The organism is Bacillus sp. 22475, assembly GCF_052044835.1.
GTDB lineage: Bacteria > Bacillota > Bacilli > Bacillales > Bacillaceae_G > Bacillus_A > Bacillus_A cereus.
Map to the genome: position 1 here is coordinate 1 of NZ_JBQENW010000004.1, position 23,812 is coordinate 23,812.

Here is a 23,812-nt window from a genome sequence, read left to right on the forward strand (position 1 = left end):
GATTATGAAGTCGGAGTTCCTCTACATAAAAGAATTTGAAAATGTAGAGCACTTTAAAATAGAATTAGAAAAATATATAGATTATTATAATACGAAACGGATTAAGGCAAAATTAAAAATGAGCCCGGTACAATACCGGACTCACTTTTATCAAGCTGCCTAATGAAATAACCGTGTCTAACTTTTAGGGGTCACTTCACTAAAAACTGCTCTCTTTTTATTTGTTATTGAACTTTCTTTTTCCAAACACCTAGCATAACAGCCGAGACAATTGTTCCAATTAATATAGAGAAAATGTATAGTAACGGTTTATTTACTAACGCTATTACAAATAATCCACCATGCGGTGCCGGTAATGTAATTTGGAATAACATAGATAACGCACCTGCAATACTTGAACCAACAACACAACTTACGATTACTCGAACCGGATCTGCAGCTGCAAACGGAATCGCACCTTCTGTAATGAACGATGCTCCCATAATATAATTTGTTAAACCAGATTTACGTTCCGCTTCTGTAAACTTTGATTTAAAGAATGTAGTTGCGAATGCAATCGCAAGTGGCGGTACCATCCCACCAGCCATAACTGCTGAGTGCACTCCAAAATTCTGTGCTTCTATTGCAGCAATACCAAACGTAAATGCCGCTTTATTAATTGGACCCCCCATATCAATTGCCATCATACCACCTAAAATAAGACCTAGTAATATAGCATTCGTACCGTTTAAACCATTTAACCACCCTGTCAACATTTCATTTAATGCTACTACAGGCGGAATTACTACTTTTTGCATTACAACTCCTGTAATCAATAATCCAAATACTGGATATAACAATACAGGTTTAATTCCTTCTAATTGTACTGGTAGTCCTGAAAATAATCTTTTCAACCCTAAAACAACATATCCAGCTAAGAAACCAGCAATTAATCCACCTAAAAATCCAGCATTCGCATTCGCCGCTAAAAATCCACCTACAACACCAGGCATAAAACCAGGACGATCAGCAATAGAACTTGCAATAAATCCAGCTAAAATTGGTACAAGGAATAAAAACGCACCTGTTTTTCCTCCACCAATTGACATGAACAATTCAGCTAAAGGACCTTCCGCCTTTATACCACCAAACGAAAACGCTAGCGCTATTAAAATCCCGCCACCAACAACGAATGGAAGCATATTACTTACACCGCTCATTAAATGCTTATAAATTCCTAATCCTTTTTCTCCCTCAATACTTTCTGACTTCCCGTCCTCTTTTACACCTTTAAAGATTGGTGCATCTTGTTTGACAGCTCGTTTAAGCAGATTTTCCGTTTTTCGAATCCCATCAGCAACTGGCACTTGAATGACATGTTTACCAGCAAAACGATTCATTTCTACTTGTTTATCCGCCGCAACAATAATAGCTGTTGCACGTTCAATATCCTCTTTCGTTAAACCATTTTTAATACCTGTTGATCCGTTTGTTTCAACTTTAATCGCTATTCCTAACTCTGTCGCTTTTGCTTTTAAGCTATCCGCTGCCATATATGTGTGAGCGATTCCAGTTGGACAAGCTGTAACAGCAAGTACGTACGGTTCATTTCCTTCTGGTTTTGCGACTTCAATCTCTTCTTCTTTTTCATTCTCTTTTTCATCAAATAGTTGAAGAAGCTCACTTTCATCCTTCGCTTCTAATAGTTGCTTGCGAAACCCTTCATCCATTAATAATGTTGATAAACGAGACAACGTTTCTAAATGAGTATTATTCGCTCCTTCACTTGCAGCAATCATAAAGAATAAGTGTGCCGGTTGTCCATCAAGCGACTCATAATTGATACCGCTTACACTTCTACCAAAACAAATCGATGGTTGTTTAACAGCCTTTGTCTTCGCATGAGGTATTGCAATACCTTCACCTATTCCAGTCGTACTTTGGGACTCCCGCTTTAAAATAGCTTCTTTAAATTCCGTTTTACTATTTAAACGATTTGCCCCGTTTAATTTCTCAACTAATTCATCTATGACAGCTTCTTTATTTGAAGCTGTCAAATCCATAATGACTGTATCCCTTTTTAATAGTTCTGTAATTTTCATATGTTGCTTCCCCCTATCGCTTAGCTACAATTACTTGCGACAATAATTCTTCTACTTTTTCCTTCTTACATAAATCAGCTGAAAATGCTGTTGCACTCCCTGTTGCAACGCCGTATTGAAATGCCTTTTCAATATCTTTTGTCTGTTCATATTTGCCTACAAACCCTGCAACAAGAGAATCTCCGGCCCCAACTGAATTAATTACAACACCTTTTGGAACAGTCGCTTCATATATACCTTCTGCCGTAAATAATAAAGCTCCCTCTCCAGCCATCGATACGATAACGTGTTTTACACCTTGTTCAATTAATTTTCTTCCATAAGGTAAAATGTCCTCTACTGTTGAAAGCTCCACTCCAAACAACTCACCAAGTTCATGATGGTTTGGCTTAATTAAAAATGGCTTATTTTTAATTACATGTTGCAGTGCGCTTCCACTTGCATCTACTACTACACGAATACCTTTTTCAGCTCCAAACGCAGCAATTGATTCGTAAAAGGTACTTGGAATAGAGACCGGTACACTCCCAGCAAGTACAACACAATCTCCAGGTTGCATACTCTTAATTTTTTTCATTAACTGTTCGAACTGCTCTTTTGTTACGATAGGACCTTGGCCATTTAATTCTGTTTCTTCTTCCCCTTTTATTTTCACATTAATGCGAGTATCTTCATCTACTTGGACGAAGTTTGTTGTTACACCTTCTGTCTGTAATACCTCTTTAATAAATTGACCAGTAAATCCACCAGTAAATCCAAGTGCTATATTTTTAACACCTAAACGCTGAAGAACACGAGAAACATTAATTCCTTTTCCTCCAGGAAACTTCATATCTTTCTCCGCTCGATTTATTGTTCCTAAATCAAAAGAAGAAACTTGCACTACATAATCAATAGATGGGTTTAAAGTAACTGTATAGATCATTGTTTATCAGCCTCAATTACATTGGTTTGTTGTTTATATTTTTCTAAATCAATTTCTAAATGGTTTGTAATAATATTTGCTTCTTCAACATTTGCAATTTTCGCAAACGCAACTTCTGAAAACTTACTTTCATCAATTAAGAAATATCCTTCGTTTGCTAATGTTAATGCCATTTGTTTTAAGAGCGCTTCTTCTGGATCTGGCGTTGTAAAGCCAAGCTGTTCATGCACACCATTTGCACCTAAAAAACATTTATCAAAACGATACTTCTGCATACTTTCCTGTGCCATAGCACCGATTAAAGCTTTCGTCCTACTCTTCATCATTCCGCCTAGTAAATACGCACGAATATTATTTTCAACTAAAGCTTCAATATGCATAAGTCCATTCGTAACGACAGTAACATCTTTATTTATTAAAAATGGAATCATTTCAAATGTTGTACTCCCTGCATCTAAATAAATACAATCACCTTGTTCAACAACGCTAGCCGCATAATTAGCAATTTGTTGTTTTATTTGAATGTTTTTGGATGATTTTTCAACCATCGTTGGTTCTTGCCCTTTTCCTGTTAAAACAGCGGCACCACCATGAACTCTTTTTAATAACCTTTGCTTTTCCAATTGTGCTAAATCACGGCGAATTGTCGACTCAGAGCTTTCTGTTCTTTCAACTAATTGCTGTAATTTTACAACTTTCTGTTCTTTTACAAGTTGCAATATCATTTGATGACGTTCAGGAGTTAACATTTTATTCACCTCTTCTTTGATTACAGTATAATGAAAACGGTCACAAAAATCAACCATAAACAATCAAAAATAACCAAAAACATTCATAAACGTTTATAAACAATAAAAAAAGAAACCTATTCGATCAAACAATCAAATAGGTTTCTTTTCTAAATTCACTTATAAAGAAGCTTTATATATACTTAGAACATCATCTTTATTTAATTTTTTAAAGTTACCAAATTCACCATACGCCATCGCTTTATTAGCCATTATATCAATTTCATTTTCTCCAATACCGTAATCAGCTAATGTTGCTGGCGCTTCAATTGAAGTCCAAAATTGACGCAGTGCCTCAATTCCTTCTAACGCCACTTCTTTATCTGTTTTTCCATCTGTTTCTATTTCAAATACACGAATAGCGAACTGTTTAAAACGACTTACATTTTCCTCTATAACATGTTTCATCCAGTTCGGGAATAAAATCGCAAGGCCACCCCCGTGCGGTATATCATGAACAGCAGAAACTGCATGTTCAATATTATGAGTTGCCCAGTCACCTCTTACTCCCATCGCTAAAATACCATTTAACGCCATCGTTCCGCAATATAAAATTGTTTCCCTATGCTCATAATTTTCTAAATCACTTAAAAGCTTAGGTGCTGTTTCAACGACTGTTCTTAAAACAGATTCACAATAACGATCTTGTAGTTCTGTATTCGTTCCATGATGGAAATATTGTTCTAATACATGTGACATAATATCTACCATACCATAAATCGTTTGATCTCTCGGCACAGATGCAGTATGCACTGGATCTAAAATTGAAAACTGCGGGAATGTAACGGGGCTTCCCCATCCATACTTTTCATTCGTTTCCCAGTTTGTAATTACCGAGCCTGCATTCATTTCAGAACCTGTCGCAGCAAGAGTAAGTACAGTACCAAATGGTAATGCCTCACTAGCAAATGCTTTTTTCGTTACAATATCCCATACATCTCCATCATATTTACTACCAGCAGCAATCGCTTTCGTACAGTCGATTACACTTCCTCCACCAACTGCTAAAATAAATTCGACTCCATTATCTTTACAAATTTGAATCCCTTTCTTTACAGTTGATACACGAGGATTCGGTTCAACACCCGTCAATTCAAATACTTCTGCATTAATATCCTTTAAAATAGAAATCACATTATCATAAATACCGTTTCTTTTAATACTGCCTCCTCCATATACGAGAAGAACCTTCTTACCAAACTGTGGAATTTCAGTTTTTAACTGTTCTAATTGATCTTTACCGAAAATAAGTTTCGTTGGATTACGAAATACAAAATTTTGCATATTTCTTTACCATCCCTTCTATATGAAAAGCAACTATACTTTTGTATACCATATTTTTTTCATTTCACAAAAAGATTTGCTTAATAAAAAAATCCCAGCCTACAGGCTGAGATTTTTTATTGGTAATAAGGTGAGATCATTAAGTAAACAATAACACCAGATAAACTTACATATAACCAAATCGGCATCGTCCAACGTACAATTTTACGGTGACGTGTTAATTGATTTGTAAAACCAAATACAAGCGCAAACAATGCAAGTGGTACGATAATTGCTGCTAGGATAATATGTGTAATTAAAATGATGAAATACACATATTTAATGAATCCTTCTCCGCCAAAATGTGTTGCCGGTGCTAAGTAATGATACGATAAATACGACACACAAAATAGTAAAGTTGTCGTAAATGCTGCAAGGATAAAACCACGATGCATTTTCACATTCTTTTTAATAATAGAGAATAACGCTGCTAATAAAAATACGAACGTAAAGCTATTAAAAATCGCGTTTAACATTGGTAAAATCGTTACATCAAAATGTACTTCTCCTTCATAGCCAACAGGTCCAAAGAACAAAAATAAAATAATCGCATTTACAATTACAGAAAGCGTTATCACAATAGGAGCATAGCTTTTCTGATTTGTTGATTGATCCACCAAAATGGTCACTCCCTCTTCCTTCAAGTATGTATACATAACCTCACTATTTTAACATATTATTCACAGTGTAAATGTGACAATAGTTTGACACAGCAAGACAAAACAAAGAAAAAAATCCTTCTTAATAAAACTTCTTAAGAAGGATTTTATCGCTTTATTATTCAAATAGCAACGCGATTAATTTTTGTTAAAAAATGTATCGCTATATGCTTGAAAAATTTCAGACACTTGATATCCCATTAATGAAATTGCTGTTAATGAAAAGAAACCAATCATAAGAAATCGAAACCACATATAAATCTCCTCCTTGTATTTAGCTTAAAAAACGTTAGCTACCTTACAAGTTGCGTGGCACTCTTCATCATCACTTTCCTTCTTCTTTACAATTGCTGTTATAAATCGAATCATAAAGAAAACTACAAAAGGAAATTGTTCGTAATTCACATTGGCATAGTTTAGCAACGGCTCGCGCTGCACATCGAACGGAGATGAGAAGGAATAGAACATACCTTGCTCTTCCATATATACAATTACAATTTTCATGCAAAATACGATTCCTAGAAACGAAACAATATCTTGCCATTCTGTCGTATATAACAGGTTATACAGCTCTAATACATACTCTTCCATCATCATCCCCCCTTCCTTTTTTACCATTTTGCTCGCCTTCGTATAAAAAGTCAAGAAAAAAGTTTATATTCACTATGACAATAGTAATTACTTGTTTCTATGATTATATATGATTCTTTTATAGCAATGATTGGGTGTAACTCTCTTCGAAAATAAGAAAATTAGAATCGAACAGATTCCTCATTCTTACTTTTAGGCTTCAAAACTGTGCTATTTTTATTTCTATTAAAAATAAAATAAGAAAGTATGATAAGAACAGTAACAAACATTGTTAAAAATGCTTGTGAACGTAAAGTATCAATTGCGAACATCGCAACTAAAACTGCTATAATAGCACCAATTGTAACATACGTTACATACGGAAAAAGCCACATTTTCACTTTCAAATTTTGTTGTTCTACTTTCCCCATTTTTTTACGCATCTTTAAATGCGAAACTGCAATAACGAGATAAACTAGTAACGCAATCCCGCCAGATGCATTCACTAAAAACAAAAAGACTTTATCTGGAGAAATGTAACTAAACACAACTCCAATATAAGCGAAGAAAGTTCCAAATAAAACCGCTCGAACAGGAACACCACTACTGTTCAATTTTAAAAATGACTTTGGAGCATCTCCTCTTTCTGCCATTGAAAAAAGCATTCTTGAATTTGTGTATAATCCTGAATTTAAGCAAGAAAGTACAGCTGTTAAAACGATAAAATTCATAATTTGTGCTGCCGCTGGTATTCCTATATGTTCAAGTACAGCTACAAATGGACTTTTTAATATGTTTGCTGAATTCCATGGCAGTAGTGTAACAACTACCGCTATAGACCCAATAAAAAATACAAGAATACGCCAAATCACACTATTTGTTGCTGTTTTTACTGCTTTTACAGGTTCTGCAGATTCACCTGCGGCTACTGCTACAATCTCTGATCCCATAAATGAAAATATAACAACAGTAATTCCAAGCAGTACCGAACTTATACCGTTTGGCATAAATCCACCTTGTCCAATTAAATTCGAAGTGCCGGGTGCTTCTGTTCCTGGAACAAACCCTAAAATAACAGCAAGACCTAGACAAAGGAACAAAACAATACTTATTACTTTAATAAAAGAAAACCAATATTCAAACTCTCCAAATGATTTCACCGAAAAAACGTTCGTCAGCGTTAATAAAATTGTTAATATTAAACTTAATAACCAAAGCGGTATTTGTGGAATCCAATATTGGATAATACCAGCACCTGCTGTGGCTTCTATTGCAATAACAATTACCCAAAAAAACCAGTATAACCAGCCTATTGTATAACCTGCCCAAGGACCAATCGCTTCTCTTGCATACGTTGCAAATGAACCACTTGTCGGATTAACAGCTGCCATTTCTCCTAGCATTCTCATAACGAAAATGACTAGAAGTCCTGCTAATGCATATGAAACGATAGAACCTGGTCCTGCCGAATGTACAACTGCACCACTTCCAACAAACAAACCAGCCCCTATTACGCCGCCAATTGAAATCATTGTAATGTGGCGTATTTTGAGGTCTTTCTTTAGATTTTTATCCAAATCTTGTACATCCCCTTCCAAACTAAATTTTGAAATTTATGTAAGAGTACTGTGCGAAAGATTTTGTCCTATACTTTAAAATATATCAAAATATTCTGAATTTAACAATTACAATTCAACCTTCTTCAAAAATTATTACATTAGGTTTAATACTTTCCCATACACAATTGTTGAGAAAATTATAGTCCTCTTACAAAAGAAAGAATTTTCAGATATTATTAAATAAACAAGATTATACATCTAGACAACTTTTTGTATAGGAGTGTTGATATGTTAAACAAGTTCAAATTTTTTTGTTGTATTTTAGTAATGTTCTTACTTCTACCGCTATCCCCTTTCCAAGCACAAGCAGCAAACAATTTAGGTTCAAAATTACTCGTTGGATACTGGCATAACTTTGATAACGGTACTGGCATTATTAAATTAAAAGACGTTTCACCAAAATGGGATGTAATCAATGTATCTTTTGGTGAAACTGGTGGTGATCGTTCCACTGTTGAATTTTCTCCTGTGTATGGTACAGATGCAGACTTCAAATCAGATATTTCTTATTTAAAAAGTAAAGGAAAGAAAGTAGTTCTTTCAATAGGTGGACAAAATGGAGTCGTTTTACTTCCTGACAATGCCGCTAAGCAACGTTTTATTAATTCCATACAATCTCTAATCGATAAATACGGTTTTGATGGAATAGATATTGACCTTGAATCCGGTATTTACTTAAACGGAAATGACACTAATTTCAAAAACCCAACTACTCCCCAAATCGTAAATCTTATATCAGCTATTCGAACAATCTCAGATCATTATGGTCCAGATTTTCTATTAAGCATGGCTCCTGAAACAGCTTATGTTCAAGGCGGTTATAGCGCATACGGAAGTATCTGGGGTGCATATTTACCAATTATTTACGGAGTAAAAGATAAACTAACATACATTCACGTTCAACACTACAATGCTGGTAGCGGGATTGGAATGGACGGTAATAACTACAATCAAGGTACTGCAGACTACGAAGTCGCTATGGCAGATATGCTCTTACATGGTTTTCCTGTAGGTGGTAATCCAAATAACATTTTCCCAGCTCTTCGCTCAGATCAAGTTATGATTGGGCTTCCAGCAGCACCAGCGGCCGCTCCAAGTGGTGGATACATTTCGCCAACTGAAATGAAAAAAGCTTTAAATTATATCATTAAAGGAGTTCCGTTCGGAGGAAAGTATAAACTTTCTAACCAGAGTGGCTATCCTGCATTCCGCGGCCTAATGTCTTGGTCTATTAATTGGGATGCAAAAAACAACTTTGAATTCTCTAGTAACTATAGAACATATTTTGATGGTCTTTCCTTGCAAAAATAGCAAAGTAAAACTATAATTAGCCCTCATCAATCGGACATTTATGGGCAATCAATGCAGGATAAAAACAACAATAGGTCCCTTTATAGGTCCTATTGTTGTTTTTTATTTATGAAAATTACTTTGTCACATCTAAAGTTTTAAGAAACTCCTTACCATCGACCAACATCGCACGTTCCTTGGAATCATATTGTTAAATATTCTAGTTACTATTTTGCTTCAACACAAAAACTGAAAGTTCAGGTACACTCCAAAATCTAACAGGCATCCTAGTAGTCCCAATGCCACGATTTACATATAAATATAACAGCTTACTCTTCCCCTCTACTTCATACATACCTTCAACATAGCTCTCAGCTAGTTTGGTAGTAATTAATGGACCTACAAAAGGAATTTGGACTTGTCCTCCGTGACTATGTCCTGACAGTTGAAGATCAACTGGATAACGATTTATTTTGGTTACAACATCCGGCTCATGTACTAATAACATGTTGAAATCATTTTGTTTCAAGTTTTTTAAAGTTGAATCTATTTGCGGCTTCCCTAATAGAAAATCATCCAAACCTGATATTGTAATATATTTGCCGTTTTCCACTTTAATTTTCTGCACTTCATTTACTAATACAGAAAAACCAGCTTCCTCCATATATTTTTTGTAAAATAAACTACCGCCCCCGCCCCTATCATGATTCCCAAACACAGCATATTTCCCTAAGGGAGCGTAAATTTTCTGCAAAATAGCCTTCGCTTCTTCTCTTTCCGCATTATAAGACCCAAATTTATCTATTAAATCTCCGGTAAAAACTACTATATCTGGATGTAATTCATTCATCTTCTCCACTAAATGTTCAAGTTGTTTCAGTGTAAACTCTGGTCCTAAATGTACATCTGAAAACTGTAATATTTTTTTATTATTAAATTCTTTAGGAATTGCAGAAACTTCTATTTCATTCCACGTAACTGTTACTAGTTTTCGTTCTATTTCTGTCGCATAATAATACAAACTTACTGGTATCATTAATATACTTATAAAGCTAATAATAAATATCTTTACGATTGCTTGTTTTCGTTCTTTTTTTACATAATTCGTATTCATGTTTTCACCTCTAGAAACACTTTAAATCCTTATTGTTACATTCATGTGACAACATGAACAATGTTATCAATTTGTAATTCCCTCTCTATTCACTTTGACAATTTTATACAGAAGTCATAACATATTTTTATAATACATAGATTTTTGAAATTTTTTCTATTCATTCCATCATTTTATTACGGAGGGATTATTCATGTCTGTATTTACACCAGAAGAAATTACGGAACTTGCTGCGAATTCAGGAAGGAAAAAAGCTCATTTATCATTGCTCCCTATGCTAATTCTTGGTTTTTTTGGTGGCGCTTTTATCGCATTAGGGTATTTACTCGATATTCATGTTATTGGGACAATACCAAAATATTGGGGATCATTTTCTAGTTTTCTAGGCGCTGCTGTATTCCCTGTTGGTCTCATTCTCGTTATTCTTGCAGGCGGTGAACTAGTAACTGGTAACATGATGACAGTTTCTATGGCCTGGCTCCAAAAGAAAATTACTTTATTTTATTTCATACGAAATTTAGTTATTGTTACATTTAGCAATTTCATAGGAGCTGTATTCGCAGCCTATTTTTTCGGTCATATCGTCGGCTTAACTGAAGGAGCTTTTTTAGCGAAAACTATTTCTATCGCTCAAGCGAAACTACAAGATACACCATTGCAAGCATTTATTTCTGCAATCGGATGTAATTGGCTCGTTTGTTTAGCTGTTTGGCTCAGTATGGGAAGTAAAGAATTTATCGGAAAGATTATCGGTATTTGGTTCCCAGTTATGACTTTTGTTGCGATTGGATTTCAACACGTTGTAGCAAATATGTTTGTCATCCCAGCCGCAATTTTTGCCGGTCATTTCACTTGGGCTGAATATTTTCCAAACTTTATTTTTGTTTTCTTTGGAAATTTAGTAGGAGGTATGTTATTTGTAGCACTACCTTACTTCATATCTTATAATAAGAAACTACCTTCTCATCAAGAGAAGACTGAAATGAAGAGCAAATCTCTGTCCGCTTAAATGGAATGTCTATAAAGTGTCCTAAAAAATATTACAAATTTCATTTTTTTTGCGAATATATGTACGTACACTTGTTCTCGAATGTTTTATACGTTATAATAACAACTTAAATAGCATTATTTACATATGAGGTGAAAAACATGAACAAAACAGAATTAATTAAAAACGTAGCACAAAATGCTGAGATTTCTCAAAAAGAAGCTACTGTAGTTGTACAAACTGTAGTAGAATCAATCACTAACACTTTAGCTGCTGGTGAAAAAGTACAACTTATCGGATTCGGTACATTCGAAGTTCGTGAAAGAGCTGCTCGTACAGGCCGTAACCCACAAACTGGTGAAGAGATGCAAATCGCAGCTTCTAAAGTACCTGCTTTCAAAGCTGGTAAAGAACTAAAAGAAGCTGTAAAATAATGAAAAATATCCTTCTCATTTATGAGAAGGATATTTTTTTCATAACATAATTAATAAAAATCTGACCATTATGCTGTTTCTTTTGTTCCTTTATGCAAATAAAACCTTTACTTTCAAAGAAAGGTTTTGCTGTAATACTCGCTTCTGTATAGATTTCCCTATGCCCTAGGTTCACTGCTTCTTTTTCTAAATTCTGTAATATAGATGAGGCTATCCTTTTCCCTTGATAATCTTTATGTGTAAATAAACGCTCTACGTAATGATCCTCATTATAATCTCCAAACCCGACTATCACACCGTTATGATTCGCTACATAACTAATATTCTTCTTTAAAGACTTTAACCAACTTTCTCTATCTAGTCGATCTGGTGCCCATGCCTGTAGCTGTAACTCATTATAATCTTTTGCATTAACCGTATGAACTGTTTCATAGAACAATTGTAATACTTGATTTAAATCTTCTTTCTGAAATGTTCTAATTATAATATCTTTTAACATATATAAGTCTCCTTACCAAACTACCTCTTAACTTTTCTACTACATACGATTCAATAATTCTTCTTTATTATATCGTTTTAATTTCTATACGAACAAAAAAACAATACTTATTCAAAGTATTGTTTTTTAATTCTATTCAATTACTTAATGTAGCTTTTTTAAGATTTTAATTTAACTCTTTGTAATCGTAATGCATTTAATACAACGGATACAGAACTAAATGCCATCGCTGCTCCAGCAACCCAAGGGGCTAAGAAGCCTAATGCCGCAATTGGAATTCCTAACGCGTTATAAGCTAATGCCCAGAATAAATTTTGTTTAATATTTCTTATCGTCATTTTACTCATAAAGATCGCATCAGCAATACTATTTAAATCACCGCGGATCAATGTTATATCCGCTGCTTCCATCGCTACATCCGTTCCCGTTCCAATTGCCATACCAATGTTCGCTGTAGCAAGAGCAGGAGCATCATTTATCCCATCTCCAACCATCGCTACTTTCTTACCATTTGCTTGCAGTTTTTTCACTTCTTCTGCTTTTCCTTCTGGCAATACTTCTGCAATTACGTGATCAATACCAACTTGCTTTGCAATCGCCTGAGCAGTTTGTGTATTATCTCCTGTAATCATCACAACGTCTAGACCCATTTTTTTCAGTCTTGCGATAGCTGCTTTTGAAGTATCTTTCACAGTATCTGCAACGGCAACTATACCAGCATATTCTTTATCGATTGCAATAAGCATTGCTGTTTTTCCTTCTCGTTCTAGCGCTTCCATTGATTTTGAAACTTCTTCAATATTAATATTGAATTTCTTCATTAATCGACGTGTGCCAATTAATAATTGTTTTCCTTCTACAACTGATTCGATACCGAATCCTGGAATCGCTTCAAACATTTCTGAACTTGGGATATCAATTTTCTTTTCTTTAATTCCTTCTACAATCGCTTCTGCAAGTGGATGTTCAGAATTTCTTTCCGCTGCCCCTACTAATCTAAGCAGTTCATTTTCATTGAATCCATCTGCCACAATTACATCTGTTAACACCGGCTTCCCATTTGTCACTGTACCCGTTTTATCTAAAATAACCGTATCTAATCGGTGCGTTGCTTCTAAATGCTCTCCACCTTTAAATAAAATACCATACTCAGCCGATCTTCCTGATCCTGCCATAATAGATGTAGGCGTTGCAAGACCTAATGCACATGGACAAGCGATAACAAGTACTGCTATCATTTTCTCAAGGGCTCCGCCAAAATCACCAGGTGTAACAAATATCATCCATACTGCAAATGCGATAATCGCAATCACAACTACAACCGGTACGAAAATACCTGAAATTTGATCTGCTACCCTTTGAATAGGAGCTTTTGAACCTTGTGCCTCTTCTACTACTTTAATAATTTGAGCTAATGCAGTATCTCTGCCTACTTTAGTTGCTTTCACTTTTAAAAAACCATTTTTATTTATTGTAGAACCTATTACTACATCCCCAATTGACTTATCAACAGGAATACTTTCACCCGTTAACATCGATTCATCAATCGCTGATTTTCCTTCTACAATCTCACCATCTACTGGTATTTTTTCACCAGGCTTTACATAGACGATATCACCAGCTACTACTTCTTCAATCAAAATTTTTATTTCTGTTCCATCTCGCACAACTGTAGCTGTCTTCGCTTGTAAACCCATCAATTTTTTAATTGCTTCTGATGAGCGCCCTTTTGCTTTCGCTTCAAATAATTTACCTAAAATAATTAATGTAATAAGTACCGCACTCGTTTCAAAATATAAATCTGTCATATGTTCCGAAGAACCAATAGATTGAATACTTAAATATACACTATAGAAATACGCGGCCGACGTTCCAAGTGCCACGAGAACATCCATATTAGCACTTTTATTGCGTAACGCTTTATAAGCCCCAACATAAAACTGTCCACCAATGATAAATTGAACAGGAGTTGCAAGTGCTAGTTGCACCCAAGGGTTCATTAACATGTCTGGTAAATAAATAAACGACGTAAATGAGAAATGACTAACCATTGCCCATAATAATGGGAAAGATAGAATAAACGAAATAATAAACTTCTTCTTTTGTCTTTCAATTTCTTGTAATCGATGATCAGTTGATGCATCTTGATCATCTGGTTTCACTTCTAATTTATATCCTAACTTCGTAATCGCACTCTTCATTTCATTTACATTAACTTCATCAGGATTAAAGTCTACTGTAGCTGATTCTAAAGCAAAATTTACTGTCGCTTTGTTTACACCATCTAACTTATTTAAACGCTTTTCAACTCTATTTGCACATGCTGCACATGTCATTCCTGAAACAGTAAATTCAGCTTTATCACTTACAATTCCATATCCTAATGATTCAACTTTTTCTTTAAATTGTTGCGGATTTGTTTTAGTTGGATCGTACATTATTTTTGTTTTTTCAAGCGCAAAATTTACATTTGCCTCATGAACACCTTCTACTTTTTTTAGACCTTTTTCAATTCTATTTGCACATGCCGCACATGTCATTCCTGATATTTGAAGATTGGCCTCTTTTTTTTCATTCATGTCTCTCACCTCTATATACCCTTATGAGGTATAATTATTAGCAAAATAAATCGTACTTCATTTAAAGTACGATTTATTTCCATATCTAAAAATAATTATTGAACATCGTATCCTTGATCTTCGATTACAGCAACGATATCTTTTAATGTTACAGCAGACGAGTCGATAGTAACTTCAACAGTTCCTTCTGCTAATTGAACCTTCACTTGTTCAACACCGTTTAGCTCTTTCACACTGCTTTCGATAGCATTTACACAATGTCCACAAGACATACCTTCAACTTGTAATGTTAACTGTTCCATTTAAAATCCTCCTCTTGTTTATTCATTGTTTGTTAATCACAATTACATTTTACCATACCCCCCTAAGGTAATCAATGGTTTTGTATCATGATTTTTCAATTATTTTCTAAAAGTTTATTTTACACACACTTTTTCACTACAATACACCAAAATCCAATATGAGGGTAAACAAAAAAACAAGCCAGTTAATGAACTGCACCCCAATTGTTAGACACAGTCTAACAATTGGAGGTGCAGTTTTTCTATGGCTAAATTTACAGCTGATGAAAAAATACAAATCGTTCTACGTTATTTGAACGGAAATGAAAGTTATCGAGAAATAGGTAAAGTCATTGGTATAAGAGACACCGTAATTTTGAATTGGGTAAACCAATATAAGCAGAATGGTGCGGAAGCTTTTCTAAAACGGTATACAAATTACACCCAACAATTTAAACTAGACGTACTAAATTTTATGATTGAAAACGGTACGTCCTTGTTTGAAACGGCAGCTATCTTTAACATCCCTGCCCATTCAACGATTATTGCTTGGAAAAAACAACTCGAAGCACAAGGAATTGATGCCCTTCAATCAAATAAAAAGGGGCGTCCATCCATGAAAAAAGAGTCAAATAAACAATCAAAACAAGCACCAGTTGAAATTTCAGTCGAAGCACTTGAAGCACGTATTAAACAGCTTGAAATGGAAAATGAGTACTTAAAAAAGTTGAATGCCTTAGTTCAAAACAAGGAAAAATCACGAAACAAGATAAAGCGCAAGTAGTCTATGAATTAAGGCATAAATATTCGGTGAAGGCACTCGTGGAGCTAGCTAATATTCCACGAAGCACGTATTATGATTTAGTACAGAAAATGAATCGTCCGGATTTAGATGCGGATTTGAAAGCTGAAATTAAAGCAATTTATGAGGAAAATGAAGGTCGTTATGGCTACCGTCGCATTCGTGATGAGTTAACGAATCGTGGTCAGAAAGTGAATCATAAGAAGGTTCAGCGCATTATGAAAGAGCTTGGATTAAAGTGTGTTGTACGTATAAAAAAATATAAGTCTTATAAGGGGAAATCCGGTAAAATTGCACCAAATATTTTAGCTCGCAATTTTCATGCAGATGCACCGAATCAAAAATGGGTAACAGACATCACAGAGTTTAAATTATTTGGAGAGAAACTTTATTTATCACCTGTATTAGACTTGTATAATGGTGAAATTATTACCTATACAATAGGCTCTAGACCGGTGTATTCACTTGTTTCAGAGATGTTAGAAAAAGCATTAGAACGTTTGCCTGAACATCACCAACTATTGATGCATTCAGATCAAGGATGGCATTATCAAATGAAACAATATGTCCGTACACTTGAATCAAGAGGTATTGTGCAGAGTATGTCTCGAAAAGGCAACTGTTACGACAACGCAGTAATGGAGAATTTCTTTGGGATCATGAAATCGGAATTCCTCTACATAAAAGAGTTTGAAAGTGTAGAACATTTTAAAATAGAATTAGAAAAATATATAGAGTATTATAATACGAAACGGATAAAGGCAAAATTAAAAATGAGCCCGGTGCAATACCGGACTCACTTTTATCAAGCTGCCTAATGAAATAACCATGTCTAACTTTTAGGGGTCACTTCATAAATACTAGCTTGTTTTTACGCTTTTGAAAAACGTTCAAATACTGTCATTAATTCTTCAATTGCTTCGTCACCATTTCCATTTTTAATAGCTCCTGAAACACAATGACTCGTATGATTTTTGAGAACGCCCATCCCTACTTTTTTCATTGCTGCATTAATCGCTGAAATTTGCACTAAAATATCTACGCAATAACGATCATTTTCAATCATGTTTTGAATACCACGGACCTGTCCTTCAATTCTCTTTAATCTATTTATAATCTGTTCTTTTTCTTTTTCTGATCTATGTGTTACTGCTTCATGCTCTTTATGATCCATATTATCACCTTCTTAAAGTTTCTCTTCATCCAATAAAACAATTGTCTTTTATGAGTATACCAATTATAGCATTAAATATCTACGCATGATACCCCATAAGAGTATATTTACGCTTTATGATTATTCTTAACAACTCATTAGCTTCTTAATCTCAATTTTCAGTATACCCTTTCCTTTTTGTCGAAAAAATCATTATATCTCTCATCAAAATTCAATAAAATGAAACAAGAATAAGCAGGGATTACCCGCCCCGCTTATTCTTCGTGTATAATGTTTTAATTTTCAGATATTTAACCCTAGAATTTTTCTTTCCATATATAATTATTGCTGATCACATACTTTTGTATCATTCACTACTGAAGTTCCTTCAACGGTTACCGTATGAAAACAGTCATTTACTCGAACTGTCACAACATTATCTTGCCGATCAATGATATGATATTCATTAAAATTTTTATTTAGAGCACTGCGAATTTGTTCTCCTTCATAAATTGGAATGCCATGCGATAGAACCCAAATAAGTCCAGCGATAGCAAGAATAGTTTTCATACGATCTACCTCCTTGGGAATATAGTGAACTTTTAATCCATGCTTTTTCAACTCTACGAATCATGATTGAAATAAACCAAGCCTTTTTGGAAATAAGTTCATTTCGTCTATTTTATGTTTATGCTAATTGTGACCGATTTGTGACAACTTTTTGTCTCTTTAGACGAAAAGTTGAAACAAAACTTTCAAAAAGGACAATTCTACATATCAAAAAAGGCTATAGAATGTTTCATCCATAACCTTTTTTCCTATACGTAACTAATAAACCTCAATCCTTTACTTAAAGACGTCGGCACAACAGATGCATGATTCTCCCCTTCAGCCTCATAGAACTTAAATCTAAACTGATCATGTTTTACTAGGAGAAGACGCTCTGATAATTCATTTGCTCCTACAACCATATGCTCTCGCTCTAGTGACCCAACTGTAAGAAATACTCCTGTTTCAAACTTAGCATTGTTTAATTCAATTATAAGGTTCTCTTCTTTTTCAAGAACGGATTTATTATTCCACCATATAGATGGACTACTAATAAAATAATTTTGAAAAGCATTCAAGTTTGTAAATAGTATATGCAAAGCGAATAGGCCACCTAAAGAATGCCCAAATAAAGTTTGCTTACCTTTATCAATCTCAAAATTCTTTTCAATTTGTGGTTTCAGTTCTTCTTCAATAAAAGTAAAGAAATTATGTGCTCCTCCTGTTTTAGGCCACGGTTTACCGTCTGGTTTTAAAGGGGCATCTTTTGAAATTACGCTAGGCGTAAAATCATAGCACCTTTCTTCCCCTGAAAATGCGCCTTCAATCGGATAACCCACTCCAACTATAACAGCTGGTGAAACACCAGTTTTTTCCGCTCTTACTGATTGTATTTTAACTGCTTCATGAAATGTTTGAAAAAAGGCATTGCCATCTAATACGTAAATGACAGGATATCCTGAATCCGGTGCTGGTTGCCTCGGCTTTGAAATATGAATTTGATATTCCTTACCTTCTAATTTTGAATACATTTTCCACTGCTCTGTATTAGATGTTATAATCTGCTGTTTTTCAATTGTAGTATTCACCCTATCCCCCCCCTTTTAACTTGTTACATATATTTCGATTTTTTCTTCTTGAGATACAACGCTATCATAACCGAAACAAACAGGAGCCCCATTATACGGATCAATCATGACACGCGCATCAATATGAAATACTTCTTTTAACACTTCATTTGTAATGATTTCTTCTGGGCTACCAGTTGTAACAATTTCGCCTTCCTTCATTGCAATAATTTCATCTGAAAACCTTGATGCATGGTTAATATCATGTAATACCATAACAACCGTACAATTATGTTCTTTATTTAACTTCTCCACAATTTGTAATACATCTAATTGATGAGACATATCAAGGTATGTAGTTGGCTCATCTAATAGCAACACTTCTGTCTCTTGTGCTAATGCCATCGCTAGCCATACCTTTTGTCTTTGACCACCTGATAAATTTGCAATTTGTCTCGTTCGAAATTCAGAAGTTTTCGTTATATTTAATGCCCAATCAATCATTTCTTTATCTTTTGTCGTTAACTTATTTACGTTATTTCGATGTGGATAGCGTCCATAAGAAATTAATTCTTCCACTTTAAGTTCACCTGGTGCAATTGGAGTTTGCGGGAGTAAAGCTAACTGCTTCGCAATTTCCTTCGTTGGAATTGTATGTAAATCTTGCCCTTGCAAATATACTTTTCCGCTTTTTTGTTTTAAAATTCTTCCCATTGTTTTTAACAATGTCGATTTACCGCAACCGTTTGGACCTATAATTGTCGTTACTTTTCCTTCTTGTATTTCCACATTTAAATCGCGAAACACTGTAAGCTTTTCATAACTTGTTTCTAAATTTTTTGCACTTAAAATACTCACTTTTATTCCTCCTCTTACGCTTTCGCCTTATAAAGTAAATATAAGAAATACGGTACACCGACAATAGAAATAACGATTCCAACTGGTAGCTCTACAGGTGTAAAAACTGTTTTCGCAATAAAGTCTGAAGCAATTACAAGAAACATTCCGATTACGCCGCACGTAGGAATTATATACTTATGTTGAATACCGACAAGCCTTTTCGCTATATGCGGTGCCATTAAGCCAATAAAACCGATACTCCCTGAAACAGCAACACATGCGCTCACAAGCCCGATACTACTTAATAGTAAAATCGACTTCTCTCTTTCTACTGAAACACCTAAACTTGTAATACTCGTTTCTTCCAATTGAAATAAATCTAATAAATAAGCTTTCTTTTGTATAAGCGGAATTAAGATAATAAGCCATGGTAACATAGCCACAATATACTTCCAGTTCGCACTATATACGCTTCCAGACACCCACACTGCGGCCATTTCAAAATCAGTTGACTTCATTTTGAGTGATAAATACATAGAAAAGGCTCCAAATCCTGATCCAATTGCAATCCCTGTTAATAAAAGTCGCTGCGAATCTAATTTACCGTTTTTCCAAGAAAACAGATAAATGATGATAGCTGCACCTAATCCGCCTACTAAACCAAACATTGGCATCATCATAATAGAAACCCAGTCTGTGCTTTTTAATTGCCCTTGAAAGAAAAACATAAAAATGACAATCGCTGTTCCTGCTCCGGCATTTACGCCTAAAATACCTGGGTCCGCCAACCCATTTCTCGTAATCCCTTGAATAACGGCACCCGCAACACCAAGGCCTAATCCTACTAATCCAGCAATTACGATGCGCGGAAGGCGAAACTCAAAAATAACTAAATCATGTTCTGGTACTGGATCAATTCTAAACAGTGTTTTAAATACATCTGTAATCGTAATGTCGAACGTACCATTTGTTAAACTAATATAAATAGCACATAGTATTAAAAATATAATAATCCCCATCGTCATTCCGAAACGTTGACTTGAACTTTTAAGCATGTCTCTCTCCTCCTCTAGTACGGATTAAATAAAGGAAGAAAGGAATTCCAATTAAAGAGGTAACGACTCCAATAGGTGTTTCAAATGGATAGTTTACAAATCTACTCAAAACGTCACATAACGCTAAGAAAACGCCACCAATAACACCTGCACATGGCAAAATCCACTTATAATCTACCCCAATTATAAAGCGGGTAATGTGCGGAATAATTAAACCTACAAAACCAACTTTCCCCACTAAAGCAACTGCTGTTCCTGTTAAAAAGATAACTGATAAAATTGCCATCGCTTTAACTAGTTTTGTACGTTGCCCTAAATTAATAGAAACCTCTTCGCCTAATGAAAGAATGGTAATAGATTTTGATATTAACAGTGCTAAAATTATTCCAATTATCGCAAACGGTATCGTGATTTTAATGATATTAGGATCTACTTGATCTAACTTTGCATTAAACCAAAAACTAACATTTTGAGAAATTTGGAAATACGAAGCCATTGCAGCCGATACACTGCTTAAAAATGTTCCAATAACTGTTCCTATAATCGCTAACCTAACTGGTGATAAGCCATTTTGAAGGAGCGAACCAAAACCAAACACGATACCGGCTCCTAGTGCAGAACCAATCATTGAACATAAAACCATACCAATTGATGACATTCCCGGAAGAAAAATCATGCTAAGTGTAATAACAAAGGCAGCGCCATCCGTCACACCCATAATAGAAGGGGATGCAAGATAGTTTCTTGTCATCCCCTGCATAAGTGCTCCTGATATGGCTAGAAATGCTCCGACTAAAAGAGCTGCAACTACCCTTGGTAAACGTGAAGTAATAATAATATTATGATTTACATCGCTTGAATCAAAATGAAATAATGCGTTCCACACTGTTTCAGCGTCAATACTTTTTGCCCCATACAAAATCGAAAGTATAACTGTAAATAAGATGAGTATGGGTGCTATACATAATATAGTTACTGGTACTGCATTTGTTTTCTGCATATCATTCAACGCACCTTATTTATTGTATTATTTAGATAAATTTTTCACTGCTTCTTTTAAGAATGCTGTTTTACTCCAAGCTGTACCACCTTGTGCCATTGGGTCTACAACATTTACAAATACTTTCTTTTCTTTCGCAGCGTTCATACTTTGCCAAATTGGATTATTTTCAATGTCTTCTAACACTTTCGGTTTATTATTTTCACTTGCCTCGTATTGTAAGAAGATATAATCAGGATTAACTTCAGCTAATTTTTCTAAAGAAATTTTTTCTTGTGCTTTTACCGTTTTAAGTTGTTCTGGAGCAGTTAGTCCAAGATCTTTATAAATTACAGGGTTAAAGTATACTCCTTCTGGGTATAGGAATAAGTCATTTGCTCTTAGTCTAATGACAAGTACTTTTTTATCTTTTAACTTATCTCCTAGTTTTGCTTTTGCTTTTTCAGCGTCCGAATTGTAGTCTTTAATAATTTTTTCTGCTTTATCTTTTTTACCAGTTAATTCTCCCATTAACTTTAAGTTATCTTCCCAATTTGTTGAAACGTGTGATACCGGGAATGTAGGAGCTACTTTCGTAAACTTTTCAGCTGTTTCTGCTGGGAATTTCGTACTTGATGTAATAACGTCTGGTTTTAATTGAAGTAATGTTTCGAAATTTGGTTCCATTTTCTCACCAACAGATTTCGCACCTTCTAAATCTTTCTCAAGATACTTCGGTAATTTACCACCAACAGTAATGGCACCAACTGGTTTAATTCCAAGTACTGCCGCATCTTCCATTGATTCTAAACTAGCTGTCGCAATTTTGTCTACTTTTGCTGGCACTGTATATTCTTTACCTAAATATGTAATTTTTCGTTTTTCATCTTTTTTCGTTTCCGTAGCTTTTGTCTGTTGTTTTTGCTCGCCTGAAGTTTTATCCGCACTATTACATGCCGCTAAACCTACACTTAAAACTGTAACCATCCCTAATGTAAATAACTTCTTATTCATCTTTATATATCTCCTCTCGAATTTTCCAAACTATATTCTCAATAAAATTTAACTATATGAAACTTGTCTTACATATATATTTCATTAGATTAATAATTCTATCCAGAACTCATTCCCGTTCACTTCCCCTAAGCTATAATTCTTTTATACCTCATCCGTTGATAACGCTTTTCATTGATAATGATTATCGTTACTAAGTATATATTTAATATGCAATTATTTCAAGAAAGATTTGAAAAATTTTAACAAACTGAATTAAAAAAGAAGTATCCGCCTAATGTTAGGTAGATACTTCTTTTTTTAGAAATTTATATGTAATTCAACTGGACAATGGTCTGATCCCATTACTTCACTATTAATTTTCGCTTCTGTTATTTGGTCTTTCATTCTTTCCGAAACAACAAAATAATCTAAACGCCATCCGATATTTTTCGCTCTCGCGCCCATACGATACGACCACCACGAGTATGCACCTTCTTGATCAGGATAAAGGTAACGATATGTATCAACAAACCCTTCTTCTAAAATACATGAAAATTTCTCTCGTTCCTCATCAGAGAATCCAGGATTTTTACGATTACTTTTTGGATTTTTCAAATCGATTTCTTTATGAGCAACATTTAAGTCTCCACAAAAAATAACTGGTTTTTTCTCATCTAATCGTTTGATATAGGACCTGAAATCATCTTCCCATTTCATTCTGTAATCTAATCGTTCTAATCCACGTTTTGAATTTGGTGTATATAACGTTATCATATAAAAATCTTCGAATTCTAAAGTAATAAGTCGCCCTTCTTGATCATGCTCTTCAATGCCTAAACCATATGTAACTGAAAGCGGTTCTTTTTTCGAAAAAATAGCCGTTCCTGAATATCCTTTTTTCACAGCATAATTCCAGTATGTATAATATCCCTCTAGATTTAAATCAATTTGCCTTTCTTGCAATTTAATCTCTTGTAGACAAAATATATCAGCACTTGATTCCTCAAGATATTCTAAAAATCCACCTTTTGCGATAACTGCTCGCAAACCATTTACATTCCATGAAATTAACTTCACTTTTAGCCCTCCTCTTGATGATTATTTCCAAATTTCATGCTATCACAAAATAGAAAAACAATCATATTTTCACCTTTGTAATCTTGCTCTTACATTTATGAATACATACATACGCACTTTATTCAGGTTATACTAATTTCAGAG

General features: G+C 34.5%; 24 protein-coding genes. 5 read left to right on the forward strand and 19 right to left on the reverse strand.

The features are described 5' to 3' along the window. The coding region (locus ACTJJY_RS08590; RefSeq protein ID WP_229178092.1) for an IS3 family transposase at nt 1–163 on the forward strand (163 nt) is incomplete at its 5' end. Between the two features lie 61 nt (nt 164–224). On the opposite strand, the gene ACTJJY_RS08595 is transcribed toward ACTJJY_RS08590, so the two are convergent. From ACTJJY_RS08595 to gabP, 7 genes are all read right to left on the reverse strand, one after another. Next, nucleotides 225–2,081, reverse strand: a complete 1,857-nt coding sequence (locus ACTJJY_RS08595) for a PTS fructose transporter subunit IIABC (protein ID WP_016123255.1) — start codon at nt 2,079–2,081, stop codon at nt 225–227. 13 nt (nt 2,082–2,094) lie between these two features. Beyond that, nucleotides 2,095–3,006 carry a 1-phosphofructokinase gene (gene pfkB / locus ACTJJY_RS08600; protein ID WP_440605354.1) on the reverse strand — a complete coding sequence of 304 codons (912 nt, stop codon included), beginning with the start codon at nt 3,004–3,006 and terminating at the stop codon, nt 2,095–2,097. Continuing rightward, on the reverse strand, nt 3,003–3,755 hold the full coding sequence (locus ACTJJY_RS08605; protein ID WP_440605355.1) for a DeoR/GlpR family DNA-binding transcription regulator: 753 nt from the start codon (nt 3,753–3,755) through the stop codon (nt 3,003–3,005). Before ACTJJY_RS08605 ends, pfkB begins: the two co-directional genes overlap by 4 nt. 159 nt (nt 3,756–3,914) lie before the next feature. After that, on the reverse strand, nt 3,915–5,078 hold the full coding sequence (locus tag ACTJJY_RS08610; protein ID WP_440605356.1) for an iron-containing alcohol dehydrogenase: 1,164 nt from the start codon (nt 5,076–5,078) through the stop codon (nt 3,915–3,917). Between the two features lie 116 nt (nt 5,079–5,194). Beyond that, complete coding sequence (locus ACTJJY_RS08615) at nt 5,195–5,737, reverse strand: DUF420 domain-containing protein (RefSeq protein ID WP_000228315.1); 543 nt, start codon at nt 5,735–5,737, stop codon at nt 5,195–5,197. 318 nt (nt 5,738–6,055) lie between these two features. Then, nucleotides 6,056–6,394 (reverse strand): hypothetical protein, encoded by a 339-nt coding sequence (locus ACTJJY_RS08620; protein ID WP_003271231.1) that lies wholly within the window; start codon nt 6,392–6,394, stop codon nt 6,056–6,058. 134 nt (nt 6,395–6,528) lie between these two features. Continuing rightward, a complete protein-coding gene (gene gabP / locus ACTJJY_RS08625; protein WP_440605357.1) occupies nt 6,529–7,923 on the reverse strand; it encodes a GABA permease in 1,395 nt (464 codons plus the stop codon). 270 nt (nt 7,924–8,193) lie between these two features. On the opposite strand from gabP, the gene ACTJJY_RS08630 reads away from it, so the two are divergent. Then, nucleotides 8,194–9,276, forward strand: a complete 1,083-nt coding sequence (locus ACTJJY_RS08630) for a chitinase (RefSeq protein WP_000932438.1) — start codon at nt 8,194–8,196, stop codon at nt 9,274–9,276. Nucleotides 9,277–9,475: 199 nt separating this feature from the next. Here the strand turns inward: ACTJJY_RS08630 and ACTJJY_RS08635 are convergent, their stop codons facing one another. Beyond that, nucleotides 9,476–10,369 carry a metallophosphoesterase gene (locus tag ACTJJY_RS08635; RefSeq protein ID WP_440605358.1) on the reverse strand — a complete coding sequence of 298 codons (894 nt, stop codon included), beginning with the start codon at nt 10,367–10,369 and terminating at the stop codon, nt 9,476–9,478. A 193-nt stretch (nt 10,370–10,562) separates the two neighbouring features. On the opposite strand from ACTJJY_RS08635, the gene ACTJJY_RS08640 reads away from it, so the two are divergent. Together ACTJJY_RS08640 and ACTJJY_RS08645 are read left to right on the forward strand one after the other, a co-directional pair. Continuing rightward, nucleotides 10,563–11,378, forward strand: coding sequence for a formate/nitrite transporter family protein (locus ACTJJY_RS08640; RefSeq protein ID WP_440605359.1), 816 nt, complete (start codon nt 10,563–10,565; stop codon nt 11,376–11,378). Between the two features lie 140 nt (nt 11,379–11,518). After that, nucleotides 11,519–11,791, forward strand: a complete 273-nt coding sequence (locus tag ACTJJY_RS08645) for an HU family DNA-binding protein (RefSeq protein ID WP_001043904.1) — start codon at nt 11,519–11,521, stop codon at nt 11,789–11,791. Nucleotides 11,792–11,810: 19 nt separating this feature from the next. Here ACTJJY_RS08645 and ACTJJY_RS08650 read toward each other — a convergent pair whose 3' ends face one another. The 3 genes from ACTJJY_RS08650 to copZ form a co-directional block, all read right to left on the reverse strand. Continuing rightward, nucleotides 11,811–12,290, reverse strand: a complete 480-nt coding sequence (locus ACTJJY_RS08650; RefSeq protein WP_440605360.1) for a GNAT family N-acetyltransferase — start codon at nt 12,288–12,290, stop codon at nt 11,811–11,813. A 158-nt stretch (nt 12,291–12,448) separates the two neighbouring features. Beyond that, complete coding sequence (locus tag ACTJJY_RS08655; protein ID WP_440605361.1) at nt 12,449–14,869, reverse strand: heavy metal translocating P-type ATPase; 2,421 nt, start codon at nt 14,867–14,869, stop codon at nt 12,449–12,451. Between the two features lie 95 nt (nt 14,870–14,964). Then, a complete protein-coding gene (copZ, locus tag ACTJJY_RS08660) occupies nt 14,965–15,171 on the reverse strand; it encodes a copper chaperone CopZ (RefSeq protein ID WP_000436973.1) in 207 nt (68 codons plus the stop codon). Nucleotides 15,172–15,415: 244 nt separating this feature from the next. Here copZ and ACTJJY_RS08665 point away from each other — a divergent pair. Beyond that, nucleotides 15,416–16,770 (forward strand): IS3 family transposase gene (locus ACTJJY_RS08665; protein WP_440605362.1). Its coding sequence is split into 2 segments (ribosomal slippage): nt 15,416–15,869 and nt 15,869–16,770, totalling 1,356 coding nucleotides; the frame shifts between segments, so codons are not numbered across the junction. A 53-nt stretch (nt 16,771–16,823) separates the two neighbouring features. Here ACTJJY_RS08665 and ACTJJY_RS08670 read toward each other — a convergent pair. The 8 genes from ACTJJY_RS08670 to ACTJJY_RS08705 form a co-directional block, all read right to left on the reverse strand. Beyond that, a complete protein-coding gene (locus tag ACTJJY_RS08670) occupies nt 16,824–17,126 on the reverse strand; it encodes a metal-sensing transcriptional repressor (protein ID WP_000349637.1) in 303 nt (100 codons plus the stop codon). A 321-nt stretch (nt 17,127–17,447) separates the two neighbouring features. After that, nucleotides 17,448–17,675 (reverse strand): hypothetical protein, encoded by a 228-nt coding sequence (locus ACTJJY_RS08675; protein ID WP_000849103.1) that lies wholly within the window; start codon nt 17,673–17,675, stop codon nt 17,448–17,450. A gap of 248 nt (nt 17,676–17,923) precedes the next feature. Then, nucleotides 17,924–18,742, reverse strand: a complete 819-nt coding sequence (locus tag ACTJJY_RS08680; RefSeq protein ID WP_440605363.1) for an alpha/beta hydrolase — start codon at nt 18,740–18,742, stop codon at nt 17,924–17,926. Nucleotides 18,743–18,757: 15 nt separating this feature from the next. Next, the gene (locus ACTJJY_RS08685; RefSeq protein WP_440605364.1) at nt 18,758–19,579 is read right to left on the reverse strand and encodes an ABC transporter ATP-binding protein; all 822 of its coding nucleotides are present in this window, start codon (nt 19,577–19,579) and stop codon (nt 18,758–18,760) included. Nucleotides 19,580–19,593: 14 nt separating this feature from the next. Then, a complete protein-coding gene (locus ACTJJY_RS08690; protein WP_440605365.1) occupies nt 19,594–20,616 on the reverse strand; it encodes a FecCD family ABC transporter permease in 1,023 nt (340 codons plus the stop codon). Continuing rightward, on the reverse strand, nt 20,609–21,616 hold the full coding sequence (locus tag ACTJJY_RS08695; protein WP_440605366.1) for a FecCD family ABC transporter permease: 1,008 nt from the start codon (nt 21,614–21,616) through the stop codon (nt 20,609–20,611). The genes ACTJJY_RS08690 and ACTJJY_RS08695 overlap by 8 nt, the downstream gene beginning before the upstream one ends. A gap of 27 nt (nt 21,617–21,643) precedes the next feature. Then, the gene (locus ACTJJY_RS08700) at nt 21,644–22,609 is read right to left on the reverse strand and encodes an iron-hydroxamate ABC transporter substrate-binding protein (protein WP_001035498.1); all 966 of its coding nucleotides are present in this window, start codon (nt 22,607–22,609) and stop codon (nt 21,644–21,646) included. A 300-nt stretch (nt 22,610–22,909) separates the two neighbouring features. Continuing rightward, the gene (locus ACTJJY_RS08705; protein ID WP_440605367.1) at nt 22,910–23,668 is read right to left on the reverse strand and encodes an exodeoxyribonuclease III; all 759 of its coding nucleotides are present in this window, start codon (nt 23,666–23,668) and stop codon (nt 22,910–22,912) included. Between the last annotated feature and the right edge of the window lie 144 nt (nt 23,669–23,812).

Excerpts from the sequence above, each read along its gene's own strand:
- pfkB (WP_440605354.1), bottom strand. The coding sequence starts at position 3,006 with ATGATCTATACAGTTACTTTAAACCCATCTATTGATTATGTAGTGCAA.
- ACTJJY_RS08620 (WP_003271231.1), bottom strand. The coding sequence starts at position 6,394 with ATGGTAAAAAAGGAAGGGGGGATGATGATGGAAGAGTATGTATTAGAG.
- ACTJJY_RS08635 (WP_440605358.1), bottom strand. The coding sequence starts at position 10,369 with ATGAATACGAATTATGTAAAAAAAGAACGAAAACAAGCAATCGTAAAG.
- ACTJJY_RS08670 (WP_000349637.1), bottom strand. The coding sequence starts at position 17,126 with ATGGATCATAAAGAGCATGAAGCAGTAACACATAGATCAGAAAAAGAA.
- ACTJJY_RS08605 (WP_440605355.1), bottom strand. The coding sequence starts at position 3,755 with ATGTTAACTCCTGAACGTCATCAAATGATATTGCAACTTGTAAAAGAA.
- ACTJJY_RS08675 (WP_000849103.1), bottom strand. The coding sequence starts at position 17,675 with ATGAAAACTATTCTTGCTATCGCTGGACTTATTTGGGTTCTATCGCAT.
- ACTJJY_RS08650 (WP_440605360.1), bottom strand. The coding sequence starts at position 12,290 with ATGTTAAAAGATATTATAATTAGAACATTTCAGAAAGAAGATTTAAAT.
- ACTJJY_RS08640 (WP_440605359.1), top strand. The coding sequence starts at position 10,563 with ATGTCTGTATTTACACCAGAAGAAATTACGGAACTTGCTGCGAATTCA.
- ACTJJY_RS08610 (WP_440605356.1), bottom strand. The coding sequence starts at position 5,078 with ATGCAAAATTTTGTATTTCGTAATCCAACGAAACTTATTTTCGGTAAA.
- ACTJJY_RS08700 (WP_001035498.1), bottom strand. The coding sequence starts at position 22,609 with ATGAATAAGAAGTTATTTACATTAGGGATGGTTACAGTTTTAAGTGTA.
- ACTJJY_RS08690 (WP_440605365.1), bottom strand. The coding sequence starts at position 20,616 with ATGCTTAAAAGTTCAAGTCAACGTTTCGGAATGACGATGGGGATTATT.
- ACTJJY_RS08630 (WP_000932438.1), top strand. The coding sequence starts at position 8,194 with ATGTTAAACAAGTTCAAATTTTTTTGTTGTATTTTAGTAATGTTCTTA.
- ACTJJY_RS08645 (WP_001043904.1), top strand. The coding sequence starts at position 11,519 with ATGAACAAAACAGAATTAATTAAAAACGTAGCACAAAATGCTGAGATT.
- ACTJJY_RS08595 (WP_016123255.1), bottom strand. The coding sequence starts at position 2,081 with ATGAAAATTACAGAACTATTAAAAAGGGATACAGTCATTATGGATTTG.
- copZ (WP_000436973.1), bottom strand. The coding sequence starts at position 15,171 with ATGGAACAGTTAACATTACAAGTTGAAGGTATGTCTTGTGGACATTGT.
- ACTJJY_RS08655 (WP_440605361.1), bottom strand. The coding sequence starts at position 14,869 with ATGAATGAAAAAAAAGAGGCCAATCTTCAAATATCAGGAATGACATGT.
- ACTJJY_RS08695 (WP_440605366.1), bottom strand. The coding sequence starts at position 21,616 with ATGCAGAAAACAAATGCAGTACCAGTAACTATATTATGTATAGCACCC.